We start from the raw sequence: 24,302 nt of genomic DNA on the forward strand, positions 1-24,302 counted from the left end.
GCCCAGAAGGCCCGTGACGCGCGCCGCAACCAGACGAACGTGATCATCAAGGAGATGAAGCTTCGTCCCAAGATCGACCAGCACGACTACGACACCAAGAAGGGTCACGTCGAGCGGTTCCTCAAGGCCGGCGACAAGGTGAAGATCACCATCATGTTCCGCGGCCGCGAGCAGCACCGTCCCGAGCTGGGCTTCCGGCTGCTGCAGAAGCTGGCCGAGGACGTCTCGGAGCTGGGCTTCGTCGAGTCCGCCCCGAAGCAGGACGGCCGCAACATGATCATGGTGCTCGGCCCGACGAAGAAGAAGGCCGACGCCAAGGTCGAGCAGCAGGCCGCCAAGGAGGAGAAGGCCGCCGAGCGCGCTGCCGATGCCGCCGCGGAGCAGGCCGAGCGCACCGCCGCCAACGCCGAGCGGCCGGTCGCCCAGAAGAAGGAGAAGCGCCGCAACGAGGCGCTCGACGCGGACATCGACCTGTAGGTCCGCCCCACTGTTTTCACTGTTCCGAGAGAGAGACACGAGATGCCGAAGAACAAGAGCCACTCCGGTGCCGGCAAGCGCTTCCGCGTGACCGGCTCCGGCAAGATCCTTCGCCAGAAGGCCGGCAAGCGCCACAACCTCGAGAAGAAGGCCTCCAACGTCACCCGTCGGATGACGGGCACCGTCGAGGTCGCCGCCAACGACGTCTCGCGCGTGAAGAAGCTGCTGGGTCGCTGACCCGCCTTATTCCAAGCTTTTAAGAAGGAGAAGAGAGATGGCACGCGTCAAGCGCGCAGTCAACGCCGCCAAGAAGCGGCGCGTCACCCTGGAGCGGGCCTCGGGCTACCGCGGCCAGCGCTCGCGGCTCTACCGCAAGGCCAAGGAGCAGGTCACCCACTCCCTGGTCTACGCCTACAACGACCGCCGCAAGAACAAGGGCAACTTCCGTCGGCTGTGGATCCAGCGCATCAACGCCGCAGCGCGGGCGCAGGGCCTGACCTACAACCGGTTCATCCAGGGCCTCGGCCTGGCCGGCGTCGAGGTCGACCGCAAGATCCTCGCCGAGCTCGCCGTCAACGACGTGGCGGCGTTCAACGCACTCGTCGAACAGGCCAAGGCCGCGCTCCCCGAGGATGTCAACGCCCCGGTCAGTGCCTGAGCCTCTTTCGGCGTCCAACGCTCGCCTGAAGGAGCTCCGGAAGCTCAGCCGCCGCTCGGTCCGCACCGAGCGGCGGCTTTTCCTTGCCGACGGCCCGAAGGCCGTCGAGGGCGCGCTCGGCGTGCCCGGCTGCGTCATCGAGGTCTTCGCGACGCCCGCCGCCGCGATGCGGTACGCCGGCGTGCTCGGTGACGCCCCCGTGACGCTGGTCGACGACCGCGCCTTGGCCGGGCTCTCCGACTCGGTCACCCCCGCCGGCGTGGTGGCCCTGTGCCGCTTCCTCGCCGAGAGGTCCCCGATGGCCCCCCGAGAGGTCTCTGATGGCCCCTCGAGAGGTCCCGAGTCGACCCTGGTGGCGATCTGCGCCGACGTCCGCGACCCCGGCAACGCCGGCACCGTCATCCGCTGTGCCGACGCGGCCGGCGCCGACGCCGTCGTGCTGGCCGGCGACAGCGTCGACCTCTACAACCCCAAGACGGTCCGCGCCTCGGTCGGCAGCCTGTTCCACCTGCCGGTCGTCGTCGAGCCCGACCCGGCCGCCGCCGTACGACGGGCACAGCAGGCCGGGCTCACTGTGCTGGCCGCCGACATGGCCGGCGAGAGTCTCTTCGAGACCGACCTGAGCGGCCCCACCGCGTGGCTGTTCGGCAACGAGGCCCGGGGCATCCCGGCAGAGCTGGGAGACCTCGCCGACCGGGTCGTCAGTATCCCGATCTACGGCCGGGCCGAGTCGCTCAACCTCTCGACCGCGGCCGCTGTCTGCCTCTACGCCAGCGCCTGCGCCCAGCGGCGCTGAACTGCAGCGGAGAGATCGAAGCCACCGCATGAGATGCGTTAGCATCAGGTGTGTGAGGACGACGCTGGAGATCGACGATGACGTGCTGCAGGTGGCGCGCGAGCGTGCGCGCCACGAGAAGCGCTCCGTCGGTGCCGTGGTCTCGGATCTGGCCCGAGCCGCACTGATCGGACGCGACGCCGACTTCGCCGAGCCCGAGGAGTTCATGGGATTCCGGCCGATCCCGTCGCGGGGAGGCATCGTCACCAACGAGATGATCGACAAGATCCGCGAGGAGATCGGCGCTTGAGGGCGCTGTTGGACGTCAATGTGCTGCTCGCGCTGCTCGATGTCGACCACGTCCAACATGCCGCGGCTCGCGCCTGGCTTCTGGAGAACGAGGCGGCCGGCTGGGCCTCGTGCGCCCTGACCGAGAACGGCTTCGTGCGTATCATCAGCCAGTCCGGCTACACCAACCCCGTCCCCATTCGCGTCGCCATCGAGCGACTGGTGTCCGCGAAGGCCACCGATCATCACCGCTTCTGGGAGTCCGGCATCAGCCTGGCCGACAAATCGCTCGTCGATCCCAAGCAGGTGTTGGCGCCGAGCCAGGTCACCGACCTCTATCTGTTGGCCCTCGCAGTTCGCCATGGCGGCCGATTCGCGACCTTCGACCGGCAGGTCCCCCTCGGTGCTGTAGTCGGGGCGACGCCGGAGCACCTGGTGGTGTTGTGACGGATCCGCTCGACACGTTGCCCGACGGCGTCGTCCTGGCCGGCGCCGATGGCACCGTCACCGTGGCCAACGCCGCCGCCCGGTCGATGCTGGGCGTCGCGGACCCGGTCGGAGCGCCGCTCGCCGACGTACTCCTGCTCCAGGACACCGACGGCCAGGGCTGGACCGTCCTCAACCGGCCCTACGCCGGTCTGCGGACCCGCACCGGCATCCCGGAGCAGTCCTGGCTGCTTCCCGACGGCACCGAGGTGCTCACCCACGCCCGCATCCTGCGCGAGCCACGCGGTGGTCCGGTGACCGGCGTCGCCATCACGATCCGCAGTGGCCGCGGCCGGGAGCGGCTCGACCGGGAGCGCTCCGACCTGGTCGCCACCCTCGCCCACGAGCTGCGCAGCCCGCTGACCGGCGTCAAGGGCTTCGTGCAGGCCCTGCTCAACCGCTGGGACCGGCTCAACGACGAGCAGAAGAAGCTCATGCTGACCACCGCCCACGTCGACGCCGACCGGCTCTCCCGGCTGATCGGCGAGCTGCTCGACGTCGCCCGGCTCGACACCGGCCGGCTCCAGCTCCACCCACGTCCCAGCGACCTGCGCGTCCTTGCCGAGCGGGTGGTGGCGTCGGTGAGCCACTCGACCTCGCGCCCGGTGGTGCTCGAGGCTGCCGAGGACCTGCCCGCCGTCACGGTCGACCCCGACAAGGTCACCCAGGTCGTCACGAACCTGGTCGAGAACGGCGTCCGCCACGGCGAGGGCACCGTCACGGTGCGGCTGACGGCGAGCGCGGATCACGTCAGCCTGAGCGTGGAGGACGAGGGCGACGGCATCCCGCCGGAGCTGCGACGGCGGGTCTTCACCAAGTTCTGGAAGGGCGGCGGGACCGGCTCAGGACTGGGCCTCTACCTCGTCGGCGGTCTGGTCAAGGCCCACGGCGGCACCGTGACCATCGGCGAGTCGGCGGCCGGCGGCGCTCGGGTCGAGACCACCTGGCCGGTCGAGGCCGACTCCCCGGCGAGCTGACGCTCTAACCGGTTCGCCCCCGACGTACCCCGCTTCCTAGACTGGGCGACGCACCCTGCACCGAAAGGCACCGATGTCCGGCCCGAACACCGACTACGACCCTGTGGAGGTCACCACCTTGAAGCCTGAGGAGGTGGAGAGCGCGGTGAGCGCGGCCCTGGCGGCGATCGCCGATGCCACGACCCTGGAGGAGCTGAAGCAGGTGCGGCTCGACCATGCCGGCGACCGCTCCCCGCTGGCGCTCGCCAACCGGGAGATCGGCGCGCTGCCGCCGGCGGCCCGCAAGGAGGCCGGCCAGCGCATCGGCCAGGCCCGGGGTGCGGTGAGCAAGGCGCTGGCCGAGCGGCAGAGCGTGCTCGAGGCCGAGCACGAGGCCCGCATCCTGGTGGAGGAGGCGGTCGACGTCACCCTCCCCACCGACCGGCTGCCGGCGGGCGGTCGTCATCCGCTGACCACCGGCGCCGAACTGATCGCCGACATCTTCGTGGCGATGGGCTGGGAGGTCGCCGAGGGCCCGGTCATCGAGGCGGAGTGGCTCAACTTCGACGCACTCAACCTCGGTCCCGACCACCCGGCCCGGACCACGCAGGACACCGTCTGGACCGAGCCGGTCGACCACCATCTGGTGTTGCGCACCCAGACCAGTCCGGTGCAGGCGCGCACCATGCTCACCCGCACCCCGCCCATCTACATCGTCGCGCCCGGCCGGGTCTTCCGCGCCGACGAGTACGACGCCACCCACAGCCCGATGTTCCACCAGGTCGAGGGCTTGGCCATCGACGAGGGCATCTCGATGGCCCATCTCAAGGGCACCCTGGACCACTTCGCCGGCCAGATGTTCGGCGAGGGCATCGTCACCCGGTTCCGGCCGTCGTACTTCCCCTTCACCGAGCCCTCCGCCGAGGTCGACCTGACCTGCTTCGTCTGCCGCGGGGCCGGGGACGGCTGCCGCACCTGCAAGGGCGAGGGCTGGATCGAGTGGGGCGGCTGCGGCATCGTCAACCCCCGGGTGCTCATCGCCTGCGGCGTCGACCCCGAGCGCTACTCCGGCTTCGCGTTCGGCATGGGCATCGACCGCACGCTGATGTTCCGCACCGGCCTCTCCGACCTGCGCACGCTCTTCGAGGGCGACGTCCGCTTCACCACGGCATTCGGGAGTGAACTGTGAAGGCCCCCGTCTCCTGGATCAAGGAGTACGTCGACCTCGACGGCGTCGGCACCGAGGCGCTCACCGACCGGCTCACCGCGCTCGGCCTCAAGCTGGAGGCGATCGAGGTCGCCGGCGGCGACATCACCGGGCCGCTGGTGATCGGCCAGGTGCTGACCATGGAGCCCGAGCCGCAGAAGAACGGCAAGACCATCAACTGGTGCACCGTCGACGTCGGGGACGCCAACGGCACCGGCGAGCCCCAGGGCATCGTCTGCGGCGCCCACAACTTCAAGCCGGGCGACCTGGTCGTCGTGGTCCTTCCTGGAGGCGTGCTTCCCGGCGGCTTCGAGATCAGCGCCCGCAAGACCTACGGGCACCTCAGCGCCGGCATGATCTGCTCGGCCCGTGAGCTCGGCATCGGCGAGGACCACGATGGCATCATCGTGCTGCCGCCCGACGCCGGCGAGCCCGGCCAGGACGCCCGGCCGGTCCTCGGCTTCGGCGAGGAGGTCATCGAGTTCGAGATCAACCCCGACCGGGCCTATGCCCTGAGTCTGCGGGGCATCGCCCGTGAGGCTGCTCTCGGCTTCTCCCGGACCTTCGCCGATCCGGCCCAACTCACCGCTCCGGTGGCCGACGACGCCGGCTACCCGGTCCGCATCGAGGACCCCGCCGGGTGCCCGGTCTTCGTCGCCCGAACGGTCAGCGGCGTCGACGCCACCGCGCCGACCCCCGACTGGATGCGCCGACGCCTGGAGCAGGCCGGGATGCGCTCGATCTCGCTGCCGGTCGACATCTCCAACTACGTCATGCTGGAGCTCGGCCAGCCCAACCACTGCTACGACCGCGCCGAGCTGGCCGGTGCGATCGTGGTCCGCCGGGCGGCCGAGGGGGAGAGGATCACCACTCTCGACGACGCCGCCCGGGTGCTGTCGGCCGAGGACCTGGTCATCGCCGACGACAACGGCCCGATCGGCATCGCCGGCGTGATGGGCGGCGCCTCGACCGAGGTGTCCGCGACCACCACCGACATCGTCGTCGAGGCCGCCCACTTCGACCCGACCACGATCTTCCGGGCGCAGCGGCGCCACAAGCTGCCCTCCGAGGCCAGCAAGCGCTTCGAGCGCGGCGTCGACCCGCTGCTGCCGCCGATCGCCGCGCAGCGGGTGGTCGACCTGCTGGTCGAGCTCGCCGGCGGCACCGCCGACGCGGGCGTCACCGTGGCGGGGGAGTTCCCCCGGCCGTGGACGGTCTCGATGCGGACCGATCTGCCGGCCCGGATCTCCGGCATCGACATCGCCCCCGAGGCGGTCGCGCAGGTGCTGACGGCGGTCGGCTGTCAGGTCGTCGTGTCCGGCGAGCAGCTGACCGCCACCATCCCGACCTACCGCCCGGACCTGACCGACCCCTACGACCTGGTCGAGGAGGTCGTCCGCGTGGTCGGCTACGACCAGGTCCCCTCGGTGCTGCCCCGCCGCGCCACCGGGCGCGGCCTGACCCGGGCGCAGCGGCTGCGCCGCCGGATCGGCCGGACCCTGGCCGGTGCCGGCTGCGTCGAGGTGGTCAGCTTCCCGTTCGTCGGCGAGGCGACCTTCGACCAGCTCGGCCTGCCACCCGACGACCCGCGTCGTCGTACCGTCCGGCTCGCCAACCCGCTCAGCGCCGAGGAGCCCGCCTACACCACCACGCTGCTGCCCGGGCTGCTGCGACAGGCCGCCCGCAACATCTCGCGGGGCCAGCCGGGAGTGGCCGTCTTCGAGACCGGCACCGTGGCCGTGCCGAGCGACCTGGCCGCGCCGATCTACGGCGTCGACCGGCGGCCTACCGAGGCCGAGCTGGAGGCGCTGTACGCCGCGATCCCGGTGCAGTGGACCGAGCTGGGCGTGGTACTGGCCGGCGAGCGCGAGCGCGGCGGCTGGTGGGGCCCGGCCCGCGAGGTCGACTGGGCCGACGCGGTCGCGCTCGCCCGCCGGGTGGCCGACGAGCTGGGCCTTGAGGTCGAGGTCGAGTCGGCCACGGTGATGCCCTGGCACCCGGGCCGCTGCGCAAGGATCAGTGCCGGCGAGACGACCCTCGGGTTCGCGGGGGAGCTGCACCCGAAGGTGTGTGCCGCCTTCGGGCTGCCGGCGCGCAGCGCAGCGGTGGTCATCGACCTGGACACCCTGATCAGCGTGGCGCCGGAGAGGGTCGCCAGCCCCGAGTTCTCCACCTTCCCGGTGGCCAAGGAGGACGTCGCGCTGGTCGTCGACGCCTCGGTGAGCGCCGCCGAGGTCGAGGCGGCGCTGCGCGAGGGCGCCGGCGAGCTGCTGGAGTCGGTGCGGCTCTTCGACGTCTACACCGGCGAGCAGGTCGGCGCCGGCAAGAAGTCGCTCGCCTTCGCGCTCCGCTTCCGCGCCGCCGATCGAACGCTGGCCGAGGGCGAGGCAGGCAGCGCCCGCGACGCGGCGGTCACCCGGGCGACCGAGCTCACGGGAGCGGTCCAACGCTGAGCGTCCGGCTGGAGGTCCTCGACGAGGTCACCTGGGACGGCAGGCCGGTTCCCGGTGAGCGGACGCACGCGCTGCTCCGCGCCCTGGTCGCCGCCGGCAGCCGGGGGCTGAGCGAGGAGGCACTGGCCGAGGAGGTGTGGGCCGACGAGCCGCCGGCCAACCCGACCAAGGCGCTGCAGGTCGTGGTCTCCCGGGCCCGCGGCGCCACCTCCCCGGAGGCGATCGAGCGGACCAGCCGGGGCTACCGGCTGGCGCTCGAGGCAGCCGCCGTCGACGCCTGGGCGCTGCGGCCCGAGGGGCTGCGGCTCGCCGCCGAGGGCAGGTACGCCGAGGCGCTGCCGCTGCTCGAGAGGGCCGAGGCCGACGACGACGTCGTGGCCGCGCTGCTCCGCGCCGTGGCAGCGGTCCAGGGCGTGCCGGCGGCGCTGGAGCGCTACGAGGCCTACCGCGAGGACCTGGCCGACCGGCTCGGCGTCGACCCGTCGCCCGCGCTGCGCGGCCTCCACGCCGAGCTGCTGGCCCGCGACCGGCCGGTTCGCTCCGGGGTCCACTACGACGCCGACCGGCTCATCGGCCGGGACGCGGACGTGGCGGCCCTGCAGGTGCTGGTCAAGGGCCACCGACTGGTCTCCATCGTAGGAGCCGGCGGCCTCGGCAAGACCCGGCTGGCGCACCTGCTGGCGCGCCAGGCCGAGCAGCCGGCGGTGCACTTCGTCGAGCTCGCCGGCGTGACCTCGGCCGACGGCGTCGCCGTCGAGGTCGCCGACGTCCTCGGCGTACGGGAGTCGGTGACGCTGCGTGACGCGATCGCGCTGCGCGGCGCCGACCTGCTCGCCCGGATCGTCGATGCCGTGGGCACCGTCCCGTCGCTGCTCGTCCTCGACAACTGCGAGCACCTCGTCGAGGCCGTCGCCGACCTGGTCTCCGCGCTGCTGTCCCGCACTCCCGCACTGACCGTGCTGACGACCACCCGCACACCGCTCGGCCTCTCGGCCGAGCGGGTCTACCTGCTCCCCGAGCTCTCCACCGATGACGGGCTGAGGCTCTTCACGGAGCGCGCCGTGGCGGCCCGCCCGGGCGTCGTGCTGGTCGAGAAGGAGGTGCGCGAGCTCGTCGAAAGGCTCGACGGCCTCCCGTTGGCCGTCGAGCTGGCTGCCGCCAAGGTCAGGGCGATGAGCGTCACCGAGATCGCTCGGCGCCTGGACAACCGGTTCGCGCTGCTGCGCGGCGGCAGCCGCGACGCCCCGGAGCGGCACCAGACCCTGCTGGCCGTCATCGACTGGTCGTGGAACCTGCTCGGCGAGGAGGAGCGAGTCGCGCTGCGGCGGCTCGCGGTCTTCCGGGACGGCTTCTCGCTGGAGGGCGCCACGGCGGTGCTCGGCCAGGACTCCCTCGACCTGGTGCTGGCGCTCGCCGCGCAGTCGCTGGTGGTGGTCCGCGAGAGCGACGGCGAGATCCGCTACCGACTGCTCGAGACGGTGCGCGAGTTCGGCCGGATGCAGCTGGTCGACGCCGGCGACGACGCCGGGGCCGAGCAGCGGCTGCGGGCCTGGGCGGTCGATCTCGCCACGCTGGTCGGCCGGCGGCTCAACACCCCGGACCAGATCCTCGCCATGCGGCAGATCCGGACCGAGGAGGGCAATCTCGTCGACGTGGCCCGGCGCGGCCTCGCCGACGCCGACGTGACCGTGGTGGCGCCGATCTTCTCCACGCTGTCGTGGTTCTGGATGATCGAGGGCAGCCATCTGAAGGTGATGGGGATGTCCCAGGCCGTCGAGGACCTGCTGCTGGGCAGCGAGATCCCGTCAGAGCTCGCCGACGCGGCCCGCTCCTGCCTGGCCTCCTCGGTCGGCAACGGCGCGATCTTCCGGGGTACCCTCGGCGGCCCCGGTCTCGACCGGCTGCGTGAGCTGGGAACGGGTGACGACCCGCAGATCGCCGCGATGGTCCGGATCATGAGCGAGGGCGGTGCGGACGGCATGTTCGGCACCGATCTGGGCAACCTTGAGGAGCTGGTCGATGACCCGGACCGGCAGGTCGCCCGGCTGGCGCGGATGTGGATCGCTCACGCCTACGAGAACCGCGGCGACCTCGACGCCGCCTGCGAGCTGACCCGCCGCGCGCTCGAGCTGTGCGGCGACGACGAGGGGCCGTGGATGCGCACCGCGCTGACGACGCAGCTGTCGGGCTTCGCCGCCAACGCCGGTGACGTGGAGGAGGCCCGCCGACTGGCCGCGGCCGCGCTGCCCGACCTGTGGGCGCTGGGCGCCTACGAGGACCACAGCCAGACTCGGGCCGCGCTCGCCATCCTGGACCTACGGCGAGGCCGACTGGACGAGGCCGAGCGGACCCTTGCCGAGGTCGAGCGCGAGGAGGGCGCCCGGTCCGTCTTCGGCGGCGGCGTGTCGCTGGCCTGCGGCCGGGCGGAACTGCTGCTGGCACGTGGCGAGGTTGCGGCCGGGCTGGCGGCCTATGCCACCGCGGTCGCGGAGATGGGCGCGCGCGGCATCCCCGGCCTCGCACTGCCACCGGGCTTCGAGCCGTGGGTGCTCTATCCGCAGGCGGCGCTGCTGGCCGCGAGCGTCCGGCACCACGAGCGAGCCGAGCAGGTGCGGGACTCGCTGATCGCCAAGGTCGCCCGGTCAACCGAGCGGGACGGCTTCCCCGACGTGCCGATCTTCGGCTGCGTGCTGTTCGCGCTCGCGGTGTGGGAGGCGTCGTACGGCGACAAGGAGGCGGCCGCCGTACTGCTGGCCTATGCCGACAGATTCGCGTTCAGTCGGCTGCTGCCCTCGTTCGACTGGGACTGGGCGACCAGCCTGGTGACGCCTGCCGAGATCGGCGACGCCGATGCGACCGAACTGCGCGAGCCGGTCCGTGCCGTGCTCGCGCAGCTCCAGTGAGGTGCGTTGGTCGGGGCGGCTGAATTCAGGGACCCAACGACCGATCCTTGTTCATATCTCTTCTGCTCAAGAGACGACCTCGGCGACAACGCGCTTTACTTCCCCATGGAACAGTTCTATTGCCATGCTCACGACTTCTATAACAGCCCTGCCCAGGTGCTCTCCGCCAATAAGCATGGTAAGAACAGTCTCTCCGCCGACCGAGATGAATGTCGGCTCTAGGTCCGCCAATCCGTCCAGCAGGTCCCTGACGCCTGCATCGTCAATCCTTGGGCGACCATTGAAATGAACCGTCACCCGATGCAAGGGCGAGCCTGCGTCAAGGCACATCTGGCGTTATCCGTGAGGCACTCGCCAGAGCACAGGTCGCATAGGTGCCGTCGTTGTCGAGCAGACCGGAGGCGGTGATCCGCCAAGTCCCCGAGCGGGATGTCGACTTCCAGTACGACTGGTAGATAGAACTGTGATAGACCGTGTAGCGGAGACTTGCTTTCAAGTAGTATTTCACAGTTCCCGAGCCGGTTCCGTAGAGGATGACGACGTACCCGTTGGGACATGTCTTGTTGCCGGACTTCTCGACCTCTGCGTGCGCCGAAGGTGCTATCCAGAGCAGTCCCAGTGCTGTCAGGCCCACGACTAATCCACGAACGTAGCGCAATCGCCTGCTCCCTTGTTCCTATTCTGCTGTCAGCAATAGGCAGCCATGGCGCCTGCGCCATGTCAACGATCCTAAGGGTCCATTACCGGTAAACCGGCGGGCCCTGGCACGGCGAGCCTCCTGCTCAGACCTTCTTGCTGTAGGACCGTACCGCCAGCGGCGCGAAGATCGCCACTACGAGTGCGCAGCCGAAGACAGCCCAACCGACCTCGGCGGTGAAGCGGCCGTCGTTCATCAGATCACGCACCGCGGTCACCACGTGGGAGACCGGGTTGACCTTGACGAAGGCCTGCAGCCAGTCTGGCATGGTCTTCGGGTCGACCATCGCGTTGGACAGGAAGGTCAGCGGGAACATGATCATCATGCCGATGCCCTGCACCGCCTGGGCGGAGCGGGCCACGGTGCCCAGCCAGGCGAAGATCCAGGACAGGCACCAGCCGGAGAAGACGGTCAGCAGCCAGCCGAGGATCACGAACAGCACGCCGCCGCCGGGGCGGTAGCCCATGATGAGGCCCACGACGATCGTCAGCGTGGCCGCGATGCCGTAGCGCAGCACGTCGGCGAGCATCGGACCGGCCAACGGCGCGATCCGGGCGATCGGCAGCGAGCGGAACCGGTCGAAGACGCCCTTGTCCATGTCCTCCCGCATCTGGGTGCCGGTCGCCATGCAGGCGGTCAGGGCGGTCTGCGCGAGGACGCCGGGGATGATCAGCGGCAGGTAGTCGCTGACCGAGCCGGACACCGCTCCACCGAAGATGTAGGTGAACATCGCGGTGAACAGGATCGGCTGCAGCGTCACGTCGAAGAACTGCTCCGGGTTGCGGCGCATCTTCTTCAGCGCCCGCCATGCCATCGCCAGCGTCTGGTTGAGGGTGTCGCGCAGGCTGGGGCGGGGGCTCAGGTCGGCGGCGGTGCGGACCGCGACCTCGGGCAGCAGGATCCGGCTCCCGGTCTCGGGAATGTTGGTCTGGACGGTCATCAGGCGACCTCCTCGGTCTCGCTGTAGTGGCCGGTGATGGCGAGGAAGACCTCATCGAGGGTCGGCTGCTGGACGGTCGCGGCGGTGATCGACAGGTCCGCCTGCCGCAGCGCGATCAGCACGTCGCCGGCCCGGTTGGCGTCGGCGAGGGCGATGTTCAGCCCGCCGGCCTCGGGAGTGAGCACCGGCGCCTCGCCGAGCACCCGCTCGACGATGCCGGCGGCCTGGCTGGTGAGGGAATTGTCGGTGAGTCGCAGCTGGAGGGTCGAGTTGCCGACCGAGGACTTCAGCTCCTCCGAGGTGCCCTCGGCGACCTTCCTGCCGCGATCGATCACCGCGATCCGGTCCGCCAGCTGGTCGGCCTCATCGAGGTACTGCGTGGTGAGCAGGATCGTCGCGCCCTGGTTGACCAGCTCGCGGATGGTGTCCCACATCTGGCCGCGGGTGCGCGGGTCCAGGCCGGTGGTCGGCTCGTCGAGGAAGATCAGCGGCGGCCGGGCGATCAGCGAGGCGGCCAGGTCGAGGCGCCGCCGCATTCCGCCGGAGAAGTCCTTGATCTGCCGGGTGGCGGCCTCGGTGAGCCCGAAGCGCTCCAGCAGCTCGCCGGCGGTCCGCTTGGCGGCGGTGCCGGTCAGGCCGAGCAGCCGGCCGAAGAGGTAGAGGTTCTCGGTCGCGGTGAGGTTCTCGTCGACCGAGGCGTACTGCCCGGTCACGCCGACGAGCTGGCGCACCTGGTGGGGGTGGCTGGCGACATCGATGCCGAAGATCGAGGCGGAGCCGCCGTCGATCGGGAGCAAGGTCGCGAGCATGGAGAGCGTGGTGGTCTTGCCGGCGCCATTGGGGCCGAGCACTCCGAAGACCTCGCCGCGGCGGACCTGCAGGTCGATGCCGTCTACCGCATGAACGGTGCCTGATCCTTTGGCCCCGAACGTCTTGACCAGACCCTGGGCATGTACCGCCAGGTCGGTGTCCTTGGTGTTCGTCATGCTCCCAGCGTGGGGCAGCCCGGTTTCACTGGACACTCACGCTGGTTTCAGTCGATTTCGGCGCTTTCAGCGAGTACGCCGTCGGGCGGGCCTGAAAAGCGGAAGAATGCTGTCCGCTCCCTGTGAGAGCGTGGTCACATGGTCAGGGAGATGATCCGGGCCGATGGGCTCGTCAAGCGCTACAAGTCGGTGGAAGCGCTGCGCGGACTCGACCTGTCCGTCGAGGAGGGCACCGTGCTCGCGCTGCTCGGCCCCAACGGCGCGGGCAAGACGACGGCGGTGCGCTGTCTGACCACGCTGTTGCGGCCCGACGCCGGCACCGCGACGGTGGCCGGCATCGACGTGCTCGCCGACCCGGACGGGGTGCGCTCCCGAGTCGGCCTCTCGGGGCAGTATGCCGCCGTCGACGAGCACCTGACCGGCTATGAGAACCTCACCATGATCGGCAGGCTCTACCACCTCGGCGCCGGGCGCTCCCGGCGGCGGGCGCGTGAGCTGCTGGAGCGGTTCGGGCTGGCCGACGCGGCCGACCGGCCGGCGAAGACCTACTCCGGCGGGAGGCGGCGGTGCGCATCCTCGGCCAGGTCGCGGTCGAGGAGGTCAGGGTCGGCGACAACGGCCGCGAGCTGACCGCTGCGGTGGCCTCCGGCGCCGGCGACCTGCTGCGGGTCCTCGGCGAGTTCGAGCGCGACGCGATCAAGATCTACGACATCGGGCTGCGTCGGCCCACCCTCGATGACGTGTTCCTGAGCCTCACCGGCCACCAGGCGGACGAGACCAGTACCGAGGAGGACGAGTGAGCATCATCGACACGCTCAGTGATGGCTGGGTCGTGACCCAGCGCAACCTGATCAAGATCAAGCGGGTGCCCGAGGTCCTCGTCTTCGTCCTGCTCAGCCCGATCATGTTCGTGCTGCTGTTCGCCTTCGTCTTCGGCGGCGCCATCGACCCGCCCGGCAGCGTCAACTACAAGGAGTGGCTGATCTGCGGCATCTTCGCGCAGACGGTCGTCTTCGGCGCCACCTTCTCCGGCGCGGCGCTCGCCGAGGACATGACCAAGGGGATCATCGACCGGTTCCGGTCCCTGCCGATGTCACGGTCGGCGGTCCTGATCGGCCGGACCGGGTCCGACGTCGTCTACAACGTCATCTCGCTGGTCATCATGGCGCTGACCGGGCTGCTGGTCGGCTGGCGCATCCGCGGTGGCGTCCTCGACGCGATCCTCGCGGCCCTGCTGCTGCTCGTCTTCGCCTACGCGATCAGCTGGATCATGGCCTTCGTGGGCCTGCTGGTGCCGAGCGTGGACGTCATCAACAACGCCTCGTTCATGGTGATCATGCCGCTGACGTTCGTCTCCAACGCGTTCGTGCCCACCGAGTCCTTCAGCGGGGTGCTGCGCACGCTGGTGGTCTGGAATCCCGTCTCCACCCTGACCCAGGCGGCCCGGGAGCTGTTCGGCAACACCGGCGGCGTCGACGCGCCCGGCGACTGGCCGATGCAGCACCCCGAGCTCTACACCTGCCTGTGGATCGTCGGCATCCTGCTGGTCTTCGTGCCGCTCTCGGTCCGGCAGTATCGGCTGACGTCCTCGAAGGGATAGCGGGAAGTCATGCATCGTCGTGTATAGTCATGCATATGAACAAGAAGTCGGTTGCCGTTGCCGGCGCCAGCGGCTACGCCGGCGGCGAGCTGCTGCGGCTGCTGCTGGCCCATCCTGAGGTCGAGATCGGCGCCGTCACCGGCGCCGCCAATGCCGGACAGCTCCTCGGCAGCCTGCAGCCCCATCTGCTGCCGCTGGCCGACCGGGTGCTGGCCGAGACCACGGTCGAGGTGCTGCGCGGACACGACGTGGTCTTCCTCGCGCTGCCGCACGGCCAGTCCGGTGCCATCGCCGCAGCACTGGGGGAGGACACCGTCGTGATCGACTGCGGTGCCGACTTCCGACTCGCCGACGCGGGGGAGTGGCAGCGGTTCTACGGCTCGGCCCACGCCGGCACCTGGCCCTACGGCCTGCCGGAGCTGCCGGGCAACCGGGACCGGCTGATCGGCGCCACCAAGATCGCCGTGCCGGGCTGCTACCCGACGGTCTCCTCGCTGGCGCTGGCCCCTGCCGTGGCCGCCGGCCTGGTCGAGAACGACGTCGTCGTGGTCGCCGCCTCCGGCACCTCGGGAGCGGGCAAAGCCGCCAAGGCGCATCTGCTCGGCAGCGAGGTGATGAGCAGCGTCAGCGCGTACGGCGTCGGCGGCACGCACCGCCACACCCCGGAGATCACCCAGAACCTCTCCGCGCTGGCCTCCGGGGAGCGAGTCACCGTCTCCTTCACCCCGCTGCTGGTGCCGATGCCGCGTGGCATCCTCGCCACCTGCACCGCAAGGCTGCTGCCGGGCGTCACCGCCGAGGACGTCCGCACGACCTACGAGAAGGCCTACGCCGAAGAGCGCTTCGTCCACCTGCTGCCCGAGGGCCAGTGGCCGCAGACCAAGGCGGTGACCGGCGCCAACGCCGTCCACCTCCAGGTCACCGTCGACGAGCACGCCGGCCGGCTGGTCGCCGTCGGCGCCGTCGACAACCTCACCAAGGGCACCGCCGGCGCGGCGGTGCAGTGCATGAATCTCGCGCTCGGCCTCGACGAGGGCACCGGCCTGACCACGATCGGACTCGCGCCATGACCGTCACCTACCCCCAGGGCTTCCTCGCCGCCGGCGTCACCGCCGGGCTGAAGGCGTCCGGCAAGCCCGACATCGCCCTTGTCGTCAATACCGGGCCCACCTTCGACTCCGCCAGCGTCTTCACCGCCAACCGCTGCCAGGCTAACCCGGTCATCTGGAGCAAGGAGGTCGCCAAGGACGGCATCGTCAAGGCGGTCGTCCTCAACTCCGGCGGCGCCAACTGCTACACCGGACCTGACGGCTTCCAGACCACGCACCAGACCGCCGAGGTGGTCGCCGCGGGTCTCGGCATCGGGGCGGGCGATGTGGTGGTCTGCTCCACCGGCCTGATCGGGCTGCTCAACGACCGGGAGACGCTGCTCGCCGGCGCCCGGGCCGCGGTCGCGGCCTTGAGCGCGGACGGTGGCGACGACGCGGCCCACGCGATCATGACCACCGATACCGTCGCCAAGCAGGTCGTGGTCCAAGGCGGAAGGGCCGGACAGGCCTGGAGCATCGGCGGCATGGCCAAGGGCGCCGGGATGCTCGCGCCGGCGCTCGCGACCATGCTCGTGGTGATCACCACCGACGCCGTCGTACCCGCTGCCGACCTGGACCGGGCGCTGCGCGCCGCCACCAGGGTCAGCTTCGACCGGCTCGACTCCGACGGCTGCATGTCCACCAACGACACCGTCACGCTGATGGCCAGTGGCGCCAGCGGCGTCGCCCCCGACCTGGCGACCTTCACCGAGAGGCTCACCGAGGTCTGCACCAGTCTGGCGCTGCAGCTGCTCGCCGACGCCGAGGGCGCCGACCACTCCATCGCCATCACCACGCTCAACGCCGCCTCCGAGGAGGAGGCCGTCGAGGTGGGCAGGAGCGTCGCCCGCTCCAACCTCTTCAAGGCGGCCATCTTCGGCAAGGACCCGAACTGGGGTCGCATTCTGGCCTCCGTCGGCACCACTCAGGCCGCCTTCGACCCGGCCGACCTCGACGTCGCCCTCAACGGCGTCTGGGTCTGCCGGCACTCGATCCCGGCCGAGGACCCCGCGCTGATCAGCCTCGAGGAGCGCGACGTCACCGTCACCATCGACCTCAAGTCCGGCGACGCCAGCGCGACCGTCTGGACCAATGACCTCACCCACGCCTACGTCCACGAGAACAGCGCCTATTCGTCATGACCACCCCATTCAAATGCTCGCTTCGCTCCCCCCACGAGACGGGCGCCGCGAACGGGGACCCCGGATGAGAGCCAATGCGGAGGTCCTGGCAGGAGCCCTGCCCTGGCTGAAGAAGTACAACGGCAAGATCATCGTCATCAAGTACGGCGGCAACGCCATGATCGACGACGACCTGAAGACCACCTTCGCCGAGGACGTGGCGTTCCTCCGGCTGGCCGGGTTCAAGCCGGTCGTCGTGCACGGCGGCGGACCGCAGATCTCGGCGATGCTCGACCGGCTCGGCATCGAGAGCGAGTTCCGCGGCGGTCTGCGCGTCACCACGCCGGAGGCCATGGACGTCGTCCGGATGGTGCTGGTCGGGCAGGTCCAGCGCGAGCTCGTCGGCCTGCTCAACCAGCACGGCCCGCTCGCGGTCGGCCTCTCCGGCGAGGACGCCGGCCTGTTCACCGCCAGCCGGACCAACACCATCGTCGACGGCGAGGAGGTCGACCTCGGCCTGGTCGGCGAGGTGACCCAGGTCCGCCCCGAGGCGGTGCTCGACGTCATCGAGGCCGGCCGGATCCCGGTCATCTCCAGCGTCGCCCCCGACGTCACCGGCCAGGTCCACAACGTCAACGCCGACACCGCCGCCGCCGCGCTGGCGATCGCGCTGAGAGCCGAGAAGCTGCTCGTGCTGACCGACGTGGAGGGGCTCTACCGCGACTACGGCAACAGCGACGACGTCATCCAGGAGATCAGCCCCGAGTCGCTGGAGACGTTGATGCCGACCCTCGCCAGCGGCATGGTGCCCAAGATGGGCGCCTGCCTCCAGGCGGTCCAGGGCGGCGTCGCCCGAGCCACCGTGGTGGACGGCCGCGAGCCACACGCGGTACTGCTGGAGATCTTCACCGACGAGGGCATCGGCACCCAGGTCCTGCCCGGAGTGGAGACCAAGATCAGGAAGGCAACCAGATGACCACCCAGCCCGACTCGTGGCAGGAGCGCTACCAGGGAGCGCTGATGAACACCTTCGGCGCACCCAAGCTCGTGCTCACCCGGGGCCGGGGCAGCCATGTCTGGGACGCCGACGGCAAGGAGTACGTCGACCTGCTCGGCGGCATCGCCGTCAACGTCCTCGGCCACGGCCACCCGGCACTGGTCGCCGCCGTCACCGAGCAGCTGAGCACGCTCGGCCACATCTCCAACTTCTTCGCCTCCGAGCCGCAGATCGTGCTCGCCGAGAGGCTGCTGGCCCTGGTCGGCGGCGAGGGCCGGGTGTTCTTCAGCAACTCCGGCACCGAGGCCAACGAGGCGGCCTTCAAGCTCAGCCGCCGCACCGGCCGGACCCACCTGGTCGCGATGGCCGGCTCCTTCCACGGCCGCACCATGGGCTCGCTGGCGCTGACGTCCAAGGAGGCCTACCGGGCCCCGTTCGAGCCGCTGCCCGGCGAGGTCGACTTCGTGCCCTACGGCGACGCCGACGCGCTGGCGGCAGCGGTCACCGACGAGACCGCCGCGATCGTGATCGAGCCGATCCAGGGCGAGGCGGGGGTCGTCGTACCGCCGGAGGGCTTCCTGGCCGCGGCGCGGCGGATCGCCGACGAGCACGGTGCGCTGCTCTGGCTCGACGAGGTGCAGTCGGGCATGGGCCGCACCGGCCGGTGGCTGGCCTCGGCCAGCAGCGGAGTCACCCCCGACATCGTCACGCTCGCCAAGGGACTCGGCGGCGGCTTCCCGATCGGCGCCACCATCGGCCTCGGCAAGGCGGCGGCGCTTCTCGAGCCCGGCAACCACGGCACCACCTTCGGCGGCAACCCGGTCGCCTGCGCGGCCGGGCTCGCGGTCATCTCGACCATCGAGGAGGAGGGCCTGCTCGAGCACGCCACCGTGCTGGGCCAGAAGCTCCGCGACGGACTGATCGCCGACCCCCGGGTCACCGAGGTCACCGGCGAGGGACTGCTGATCGGCATCGTCCTCAGCGAGGCCAGGTCCGCCGAGGTCGCCGCAGCGGCACTGGTCGACGGCTTCATCGTCAACAACGCCACCCCCGACCGGATCCGGCTGGCCCCGCCGCTGGTGCTCACCACCGACGACGCCGCGGCCTTCCTGGCCGCCTGGCCCGCCATCCTCGACAAGGTGCTCTGACATGACCCGCAGCTTCCTCCGCGACGACGACCTCACCCCCGCCGAGCAGGCCCAGGTGCTCGACCTCGCGGCCACGCTCAAGGCGGACCCGTTCGCGGCGCGCCCGCTCGCGGGCCCACGGACCGTCGCCACCATCTACGACAAGCAGACGCTGCGCACCCAGACCTCCTTCTCGGCCGGCATCGCCGAGCTGGGCGGCTTCCCGCTCGCCGTCGACGGCCGGCTCGCCGACATCGGCAAGCGCGAGTCGGTGGCCGACGTGGCCCGGGTGCTCGGACGCCAGGTGAGCGCGATCGTGTGGCGCACCTACGCGCAGAGCGCGCTGGCCGAGATGGCGCAGTATGCCGGCGTGCCGGTCGTCAACGCCCTCACCGACGACTTCCACCCCTGTCAACTGCTCGCCGACCTGCTCACGATCCGCGAGCACCGGGCCAAGGACGGGCAGAGCCTGACCGGCCTGCGAGTGGCCTTCGTCGGAGACGGCGCCTGCAATATGGGCAACTCCTGGCTGCTGGCCGGCACCACGGCCGGCCTGCACGTGGTGATCGGAGCCCCGGAGGGCTATGCGCCGCACCAGGAGATGTTCGACCGCGCGAACGCCATCGGTGCGGAGACCGGCGGCAGCGCCGGTTGGGAGGTCGACCCGATCAAGGCCGTCGCCAGGGCCGACGTCGTCGTCACCGACACCTGGGTGTCCATGGGCAAGGAGGACGAGGCCGCCGCCCGGACGGCCGTCTTCGCGCCGTACTCGGTCACCACCGAGCTGATGTCCTACGCCAAGCCGGATGCGATCGTGATGCACTGTCTGCCCGCCTACCGCGGCAAGGAGATCGACGCCGCCGTCCTCGACGGCCCGCGCAGCGTGGTGTGGGACGAGGCCGAGAACCGGCGCCACGCCCAGAAGGCGATCCTCGCCTTCCTCCTCGACCACGACGCCGGCGACGGAGCCTGAGCCGATGATCGAGTCCGCGCTGCGACCCGCCACCAAGCAGGCCCGCCACCAGCTCATCGTCGAGCTGGTCGCAGGCCACCAGGTGCGCTCGCAGAGCGAGCTCGCCGACCTGCTGGCCGCGCACGGCGTGCAGGTCACCCAGGCCACCCTGTCGCGCGACCTGGTCGAGCTCGACGCCGTCAAGGTCCGGGCGGCGAGCGGTGCGCTGGTCTACGCCGTTCCGGCCGAGGGCGGCGACCGGCGCCCGACCACTCCGGACACCACGGCGGCGGCGCTGCACCGGCTCGGCCAACGTGCTGCCGAGCTGCTGGTCAGCGCGGAGGCCAGCGCCAACCTCGTCGTGCTCCGCACCCCGCCGGGCGCCGCCCAGTTCCTGGCGAGCGCCGTGGACAAGGCGGAGCTCCCCGAGATCCTCGGCACCATCGCCGGCGACGACACGGTGCTGGTCATCGCCCGCGATCCGCTCGGCGGCGATAGCCTCGCCCAGCGGCTCCTCACACTCGCGCAACCCCACGACTAGAGAGACACACCCAGTGAGCAAGGTCCTGACCTCCCTTCCCGTCGGCGAGCGCGTCGGCATCGCCTTCTCCGGCGGCCTCGACACCTCGGTGGCGGTGGCGTGGATGCGCTCCAAGGGAGCCGTGCCGTGCACCTACACCGCCGACATCGGGCAGTACGACGAGCCCGACATCTCCGGCGTACCCGCCCGCGCGCTGTCCTATGGCGCCGAGATCGCCCGCGCCGTGGACATCAAGCCGCAGCTGGTCGAGGAGGGCCTGGCCGCGCTCGCCTGCGGCGCCTTCCACATCCGCTCGGCCGGGCGTACCTACTTCAACACCACGCCGCTGGGACGCGCCGTCACCGGCACCGTCCTGGTGCGCGCCATGCAGTCCGACGACGTCAACATCTGGGGCGACGGCTCGACGTTCAAGGGCAACGACATCGAGCGGTTCTACCGCTACGGCCTGATGGCCAACCCGGAGCTGCGCATCTACAAGCCGTGGCTCGACGCCGACTTCGTCGCCGAGCTCGGCGGCCGACACGAGATGAGCGAGTGGCTGGTCGCCAACGGGCTGCCCTACCGGGACTCGACCGAGAAGGCCTACTCCACCGACGCCAACATCTGGGGCGCCACCCACGAGGCCAAGACGCTGGAGCACCTCGACGTCTCGCTGGAGACCGTCGAGCCGATCATGGGCGTGAAGTTCTGGGACCCGAGCGTCGCCATCGAGACCGAGGACGTCGCCATCACCTTCGAGGCGGGCCGCCCGGTCGCCATCAACGGCACGCGCTACGACGATGCTGTCGCCCTGGTGATGGCGGCCAACGCGATCGGCGGCCGGCACGGCCTCGGCATGTCCGACCAGATCGAGAACCGGATCATCGAGGCCAAGTCCCGCGGCATCTACGAGGCCCCCGGCATGGCGCTGCTCTGGACCGCCTACGAGCGACTGCTCAACGCCATCCACAACGAGGACACCCTCGCCAACTACCACAACGAGGGCCGCAAGCTCGGCCGGCTGCTCTACGAGGGCCGCTGGCTCGACCCGCAGGCGCTGATGCTGCGCGAGTCCATCCAACGCTGGATCGCCTCGCTGGTCTCCGGCACCGTCACGCTGCGGCTGCGCCGCGGCGAGGACTACACCGTGCTGCGCACCGAGGGCGACAACTTCTCCTACCACCCCGAGAAGCTCTCCATGGAACGCACCGAGAACGCCGCCTTCGGCCCCACCGACCGGATCGGTCAGCTCACCATGCGCAACCTCGACATCGCCGACTCCCGGGCCAAGCTGGAGGCCTACGCCGGCCAGCCGCTCGACCAGGGCAATGTGCTCGTGGAGCACGGCACCCTGTTCGGGGAGCTGCCGGCCGGCGGCGCCGAGCAGATCGCGGCCAACCCCGAGCTCTCGGGCGACGAGGAGACGGTGCTGGAAGAGGCCGCGATGGAGCTGGGCGTTGACTGACTCGAGCACCGCTGTGCACACCACCGGGGAGGGCAAGCTCTGGGGCGGCCGGTTCGCTGGCGGTCCCGCACCGGAGCTGGAGGCGCTCTCGCGCTCGACCCACTTCGACTGGCGGCTGGCCCTCTACGACCTCGCCGGCTCGCACGCTCATGCCCAGGCGCTGGCCGCGGCCGGGCTGCTGACGGCCGCCGAGGAGACCGAGCTGCATCGCGGGCTCGACGCGCTGGCCGATCGCTTCACCGCCGGCGACCTGCTGCCCGACCCCGCCGACGAGGACGTCCACGGCGCGCTGGAGCGGCTGCTCATCGAGGAGGTCGGCACCGACGTCGGCGGCAAGCTGCGGGCCGGACGGTCGCGCAACGACCAGATCGCCACCCTGTTCCGGTGTTACCTGCTCGACCACGCCCGCATCGTCGGCGACCTCGTGCTGGACCTGGTCGACGCGCTCGCCGCCCAGGCAGAGGCCCACCTCGGGCCCCCCGGAATCGGCACGGTCATGCCGGGCCGGACCCACCTGCAGCACGCCCAGCCGGTGCTGCTCTCGCACCACCTGCTGGCGCACGCCTGGGCGCTGCTGCGCGACGTCGACCGGCTCGGCGACTGGCGCCGCCGGGTCGAGTCGGACTCGCCGTACGGCTCGGGGGCGCTGGCCGGCCAGAGCCTCGGCCTGGATCCGGAGCTGGTCGCCCGCGAGCTCGGCTTCACCGGCTCGACCGCCAACTCCATCGACGGCACCGCCTCCCGCGACTTCGTCGCCGAGTTCGCCTTCGTATGCGCGCAGATCGGGGTGGACGTCAGCCGGATCGCCGAGGAGGTCATCCTCTGGGCGACCAAGGAGTTCGGCTTCGTGACGCTGCACGACTCCTGGTCGACCGGCTCATCGATCATGCCGCAGAAGAAGAACCCCGACATCTCCGAGCTGGCGCGCGGCAAGGCGGGCCGACTGGTCGGCAACCTGACCGGGCTGCTGACCACGCTCAAGGCGCTGCCGCTGGCCTACAACCGCGACCTGCAGGAGGACAAGGAGCCGGTCTTCGACTCGGTGGACACCCTGGAGGTGCTGCTGCCGGCCTTCACCGGGCAGATCGCGACCCTGGTCTACGACACCGACCGGATGGCCGAGCTGGCGCCACAGGGCTTCTCGCTCGCCACCGACATCGCCGAGTGGCTGGTCCGCGAGGGAGTGCCGTTCCGGATCGCCCACGAGCTCGCCGGCGCCTGCGTCCGAGCGGCGGAGGCGCGCGGCGTCGAGCTCGACGCCCTCACCGACGAGGAGTTCGCCGCGATCTCGCCGTCGCTGACGCCGGCAGTGCGCGCGGTGCTGACCGTCGAGGGATCGGTGGCCTCGCGCGACGGCCGCGGCGGCACCGCTCCGGCGCGGGTGCGTGAGCAGCTCGCCGAGCTGCGAGGGCGGGTTGCCGCCAGTCGGGACGCGCAGTCGGTCCGGGCCGGCTGATGCTCGTCCACCCGTGGGACGCGGCCACCGAGGAGGAGTGGCGTGCCGTCGTACGGGACAACCCCTTCGGCGAGCTGATCGCCGCCGGCCGAGAGCGCGCCCGCGACCACGTGCTCCGGCGAGGCGGCGCGTGACGCCATTCGACGACACCCCCGTCGAGGTCGCCCCCAGGCTGCTCGGTGCGCTGCTGACCCATAGGGGAGTGACGGTTCGACTGACGGAGGTGGAGGCCTACGGGGGCGCCGACGACCCGGGGTCGCACTCCTACCGCGGCCGGACCCGGCGCAACACGGTCATGTTCGGGCCAGCCGGCCATCTCTACGTCTACTTCACCTACGGGATGCACTACTGCGCCAACGTCGTGGTCGGCCCCGACGGGACGCCCGGCGCGGTGCTGCTGCGAGCCGGCGAGGTCACCGACGGGCTCGACCTGGCCCGGTCCCGTCGCCCCGGAGCGCCCGGCCGGGACCTGGCCCGGGGCCCGGCGCGACTGTGCCGAGCGCTGGACCTCGACCTGGCGGTCAACGGCGCTCCGGTGAACGGCGAGGAGCTCTCCCTGGTGCTGCCGGAGACGCCAGTCGTCAACGTCGCGAGGGGTCCGCGGGTCGGCCTCCGCGCGGCGCCCGAGCGGCCGTGGCGGTTCTGGCTCGACGGCGAGCCGAGCGTCTCGAGCTACCGTCCGGCAGCCCCACCACGGCGCCGACGTACGTCGATTTGATGCCCCCGACACCCCCGTGTAATGTTCTCCGACTCGCCGCAAGCGGCTCCCAAACCGGGCTGAGAGGCCAAACGACTTGGGATCCGTGCGCTCCGACACCGGCTCTCAGCCGGCCCCGCTCGACCTGGCGCAGTCAGTCGCCAAGTTGACGAGGCGGACCGAGATCGGTAAGTTATCGCAGGTTGCCCCGCAGCAAGCCCGAGAGGGTGAGCACGGTGTGCGTGTGATTTTTGAGAACTCAACAGTGTGTCAATAGTCGATGAATTAGTTTGTTGTGCCCTGTCGGTTCGCTTTTTTTGGGTGGATTGATGGTTTTTTGGCATTGATTCTGATGTTTTTTGTCAGTGTTTTTGTGTTGGGCATCTCTTCTTTCTTGGCTGGCTTCTTTTTTGTGGGGGTTGGCTGGGTGTTTGTTTTTTATGGAGAGTTTGA

The 24,302-nt window shown here is 70.6% G+C and carries 26 protein-coding genes; 23 read left to right on the top strand and 3 right to left on the bottom strand.

Features of this window, described 5'->3' with window-relative positions; all coding sequences use genetic code 11:
* From infC to QM595_RS15475, 10 genes are all read left to right on the top strand, one after another.
* Window positions 1-477 (top strand): translation initiation factor IF-3 (gene infC / locus QM595_RS15430; protein ID WP_415172463.1); only part of this gene is annotated, 477 nt, incomplete at its 5' end.
* A gap of 42 nt (window positions 478-519) precedes the next feature.
* Window positions 520-714 carry a 50S ribosomal protein L35 gene (rpmI, locus tag QM595_RS15435; protein WP_415172464.1) on the top strand — a complete coding sequence of 65 codons (195 nt, stop codon included), beginning with the start codon at window positions 520-522 and terminating at the stop codon, window positions 712-714.
* A gap of 37 nt (window positions 715-751) precedes the next feature.
* Entirely contained in the window at window positions 752-1,135 is a 384-nt protein-coding gene (gene rplT, locus QM595_RS15440) for a 50S ribosomal protein L20 (protein WP_415172465.1), read from the top strand.
* Window positions 1,128-1,931: a TrmH family RNA methyltransferase gene (locus tag QM595_RS15445; RefSeq protein ID WP_415172466.1), complete on the top strand. Its 804-nt coding sequence runs from the start codon at window positions 1,128-1,130 to the stop codon at window positions 1,929-1,931. Before rplT ends, QM595_RS15445 begins: the two co-directional genes overlap by 8 nt.
* Before the next feature lie 52 nt (window positions 1,932-1,983).
* Entirely contained in the window at window positions 1,984-2,220 is a 237-nt protein-coding gene (locus tag QM595_RS15450; protein WP_415172467.1) for a hypothetical protein, read from the top strand.
* A gap of 8 nt (window positions 2,221-2,228) precedes the next feature.
* Entirely contained in the window at window positions 2,229-2,645 is a 417-nt protein-coding gene (locus QM595_RS15455) for a TA system VapC family ribonuclease toxin (RefSeq protein WP_415172488.1), read from the top strand.
* The gene (locus QM595_RS15460) at window positions 2,642-3,661 is read left to right on the top strand and encodes an ATP-binding protein (protein ID WP_415172468.1); all 1,020 of its coding nucleotides are present in this window, start codon (window positions 2,642-2,644) and stop codon (window positions 3,659-3,661) included. Before QM595_RS15455 ends, QM595_RS15460 begins: the two co-directional genes overlap by 4 nt.
* A 73-nt stretch (window positions 3,662-3,734) precedes the next feature.
* Window positions 3,735-4,829, top strand: coding sequence for a phenylalanine--tRNA ligase subunit alpha (pheS, locus tag QM595_RS15465; protein ID WP_415172469.1), 1,095 nt, complete (start codon window positions 3,735-3,737; stop codon window positions 4,827-4,829).
* Window positions 4,826-7,300, top strand: a complete 2,475-nt coding sequence (pheT, locus tag QM595_RS15470; protein WP_415172470.1) for a phenylalanine--tRNA ligase subunit beta — start codon at window positions 4,826-4,828, stop codon at window positions 7,298-7,300. The genes pheS and pheT overlap by 4 nt, the downstream gene beginning before the upstream one ends.
* 134 nt (window positions 7,301-7,434) lie before the next feature.
* A complete protein-coding gene (locus QM595_RS15475) occupies window positions 7,435-10,203 on the top strand; it encodes an ATP-binding protein (protein ID WP_415172471.1) in 2,769 nt (922 codons plus the stop codon).
* A 782-nt stretch (window positions 10,204-10,985) separates the two neighbouring features.
* Here the strand turns inward: QM595_RS15475 and QM595_RS15480 are convergent.
* Together QM595_RS15480 and QM595_RS15485 are read right to left on the bottom strand one after the other, a co-directional pair.
* On the bottom strand, window positions 10,986-11,840 hold the full coding sequence (locus tag QM595_RS15480) for an ABC transporter permease (RefSeq protein WP_415172472.1): 855 nt from the start codon (window positions 11,838-11,840) through the stop codon (window positions 10,986-10,988).
* On the bottom strand, window positions 11,840-12,826 hold the full coding sequence (locus QM595_RS15485) for an ATP-binding cassette domain-containing protein (protein ID WP_415172473.1): 987 nt from the start codon (window positions 12,824-12,826) through the stop codon (window positions 11,840-11,842). The genes QM595_RS15480 and QM595_RS15485 overlap by 1 nt, the downstream gene beginning before the upstream one ends.
* Before the next feature lie 138 nt (window positions 12,827-12,964).
* On the opposite strand from QM595_RS15485, the gene QM595_RS15490 reads away from it, so the two are divergent.
* From QM595_RS15490 to QM595_RS15550, 13 genes are all read left to right on the top strand, one after another.
* Window positions 12,965-13,456: an ATP-binding cassette domain-containing protein gene (locus QM595_RS15490; protein WP_415172474.1), complete on the top strand. Its 492-nt coding sequence runs from the start codon at window positions 12,965-12,967 to the stop codon at window positions 13,454-13,456.
* On the top strand, window positions 13,393-13,626 hold the full coding sequence (locus QM595_RS15495) for a hypothetical protein (RefSeq protein ID WP_415172475.1): 234 nt from the start codon (window positions 13,393-13,395) through the stop codon (window positions 13,624-13,626). The genes QM595_RS15490 and QM595_RS15495 overlap by 64 nt, the downstream gene beginning before the upstream one ends.
* Window positions 13,623-14,426, top strand: coding sequence for an ABC transporter permease (locus QM595_RS15500; protein ID WP_415172476.1), 804 nt, complete (start codon window positions 13,623-13,625; stop codon window positions 14,424-14,426). The genes QM595_RS15495 and QM595_RS15500 overlap by 4 nt, the downstream gene beginning before the upstream one ends.
* Before the next feature lie 29 nt (window positions 14,427-14,455).
* Window positions 14,456-15,496: an N-acetyl-gamma-glutamyl-phosphate reductase gene (gene argC, locus QM595_RS15505; RefSeq protein WP_415172477.1), complete on the top strand. Its 1,041-nt coding sequence runs from the start codon at window positions 14,456-14,458 to the stop codon at window positions 15,494-15,496.
* Window positions 15,493-16,656: a bifunctional glutamate N-acetyltransferase/amino-acid acetyltransferase ArgJ gene (gene argJ, locus QM595_RS15510; protein ID WP_415172478.1), complete on the top strand. Its 1,164-nt coding sequence runs from the start codon at window positions 15,493-15,495 to the stop codon at window positions 16,654-16,656. The genes argC and argJ overlap by 4 nt, the downstream gene beginning before the upstream one ends.
* Before the next feature lie 64 nt (window positions 16,657-16,720).
* Window positions 16,721-17,611, top strand: a complete 891-nt coding sequence (argB, locus tag QM595_RS15515; RefSeq protein WP_415172479.1) for an acetylglutamate kinase — start codon at window positions 16,721-16,723, stop codon at window positions 17,609-17,611.
* A complete protein-coding gene (locus tag QM595_RS15520) occupies window positions 17,608-18,780 on the top strand; it encodes an acetylornithine transaminase (RefSeq protein ID WP_415172480.1) in 1,173 nt (390 codons plus the stop codon). Before argB ends, QM595_RS15520 begins: the two co-directional genes overlap by 4 nt.
* Window position 18,781: 1 nt before the next feature.
* Window positions 18,782-19,732, top strand: a complete 951-nt coding sequence (argF, locus tag QM595_RS15525) for an ornithine carbamoyltransferase (protein WP_415172481.1) — start codon at window positions 18,782-18,784, stop codon at window positions 19,730-19,732.
* A 4-nt stretch (window positions 19,733-19,736) separates the two neighbouring features.
* Window positions 19,737-20,252 (top strand): arginine repressor, encoded by a 516-nt coding sequence (locus QM595_RS15530; RefSeq protein ID WP_415172482.1) that lies wholly within the window; start codon window positions 19,737-19,739, stop codon window positions 20,250-20,252.
* Window positions 20,253-20,265: 13 nt separating this feature from the next.
* On the top strand, window positions 20,266-21,696 hold the full coding sequence (gene argG, locus QM595_RS15535; RefSeq protein WP_415172483.1) for an argininosuccinate synthase: 1,431 nt from the start codon (window positions 20,266-20,268) through the stop codon (window positions 21,694-21,696).
* Entirely contained in the window at window positions 21,689-23,152 is a 1,464-nt protein-coding gene (gene argH / locus QM595_RS15540) for an argininosuccinate lyase (RefSeq protein WP_415172484.1), read from the top strand. Before argG ends, argH begins: the two co-directional genes overlap by 8 nt.
* Window positions 23,152-23,286 (top strand): hypothetical protein, encoded by a 135-nt coding sequence (locus QM595_RS15545; RefSeq protein ID WP_415172485.1) that lies wholly within the window; start codon window positions 23,152-23,154, stop codon window positions 23,284-23,286. The genes argH and QM595_RS15545 overlap by 1 nt, the downstream gene beginning before the upstream one ends.
* Window positions 23,283-23,870, top strand: coding sequence for a DNA-3-methyladenine glycosylase (locus tag QM595_RS15550; protein WP_415172486.1), 588 nt, complete (start codon window positions 23,283-23,285; stop codon window positions 23,868-23,870). Before QM595_RS15545 ends, QM595_RS15550 begins: the two co-directional genes overlap by 4 nt.
* Window positions 23,871-24,108: 238 nt before the next feature.
* Here the strand turns inward: QM595_RS15550 and QM595_RS15555 are convergent.
* The coding region (locus QM595_RS15555) for a hypothetical protein (protein ID WP_415172487.1) at window positions 24,109-24,302 on the bottom strand (194 nt) is incomplete at its 5' end.

The sequence above is a fragment of the Nocardioides sp. genome, assembly GCF_047607185.1.
In the GTDB taxonomy this organism is placed as follows: domain Bacteria; phylum Actinomycetota; class Actinomycetes; order Propionibacteriales; family Nocardioidaceae; genus Nocardioides.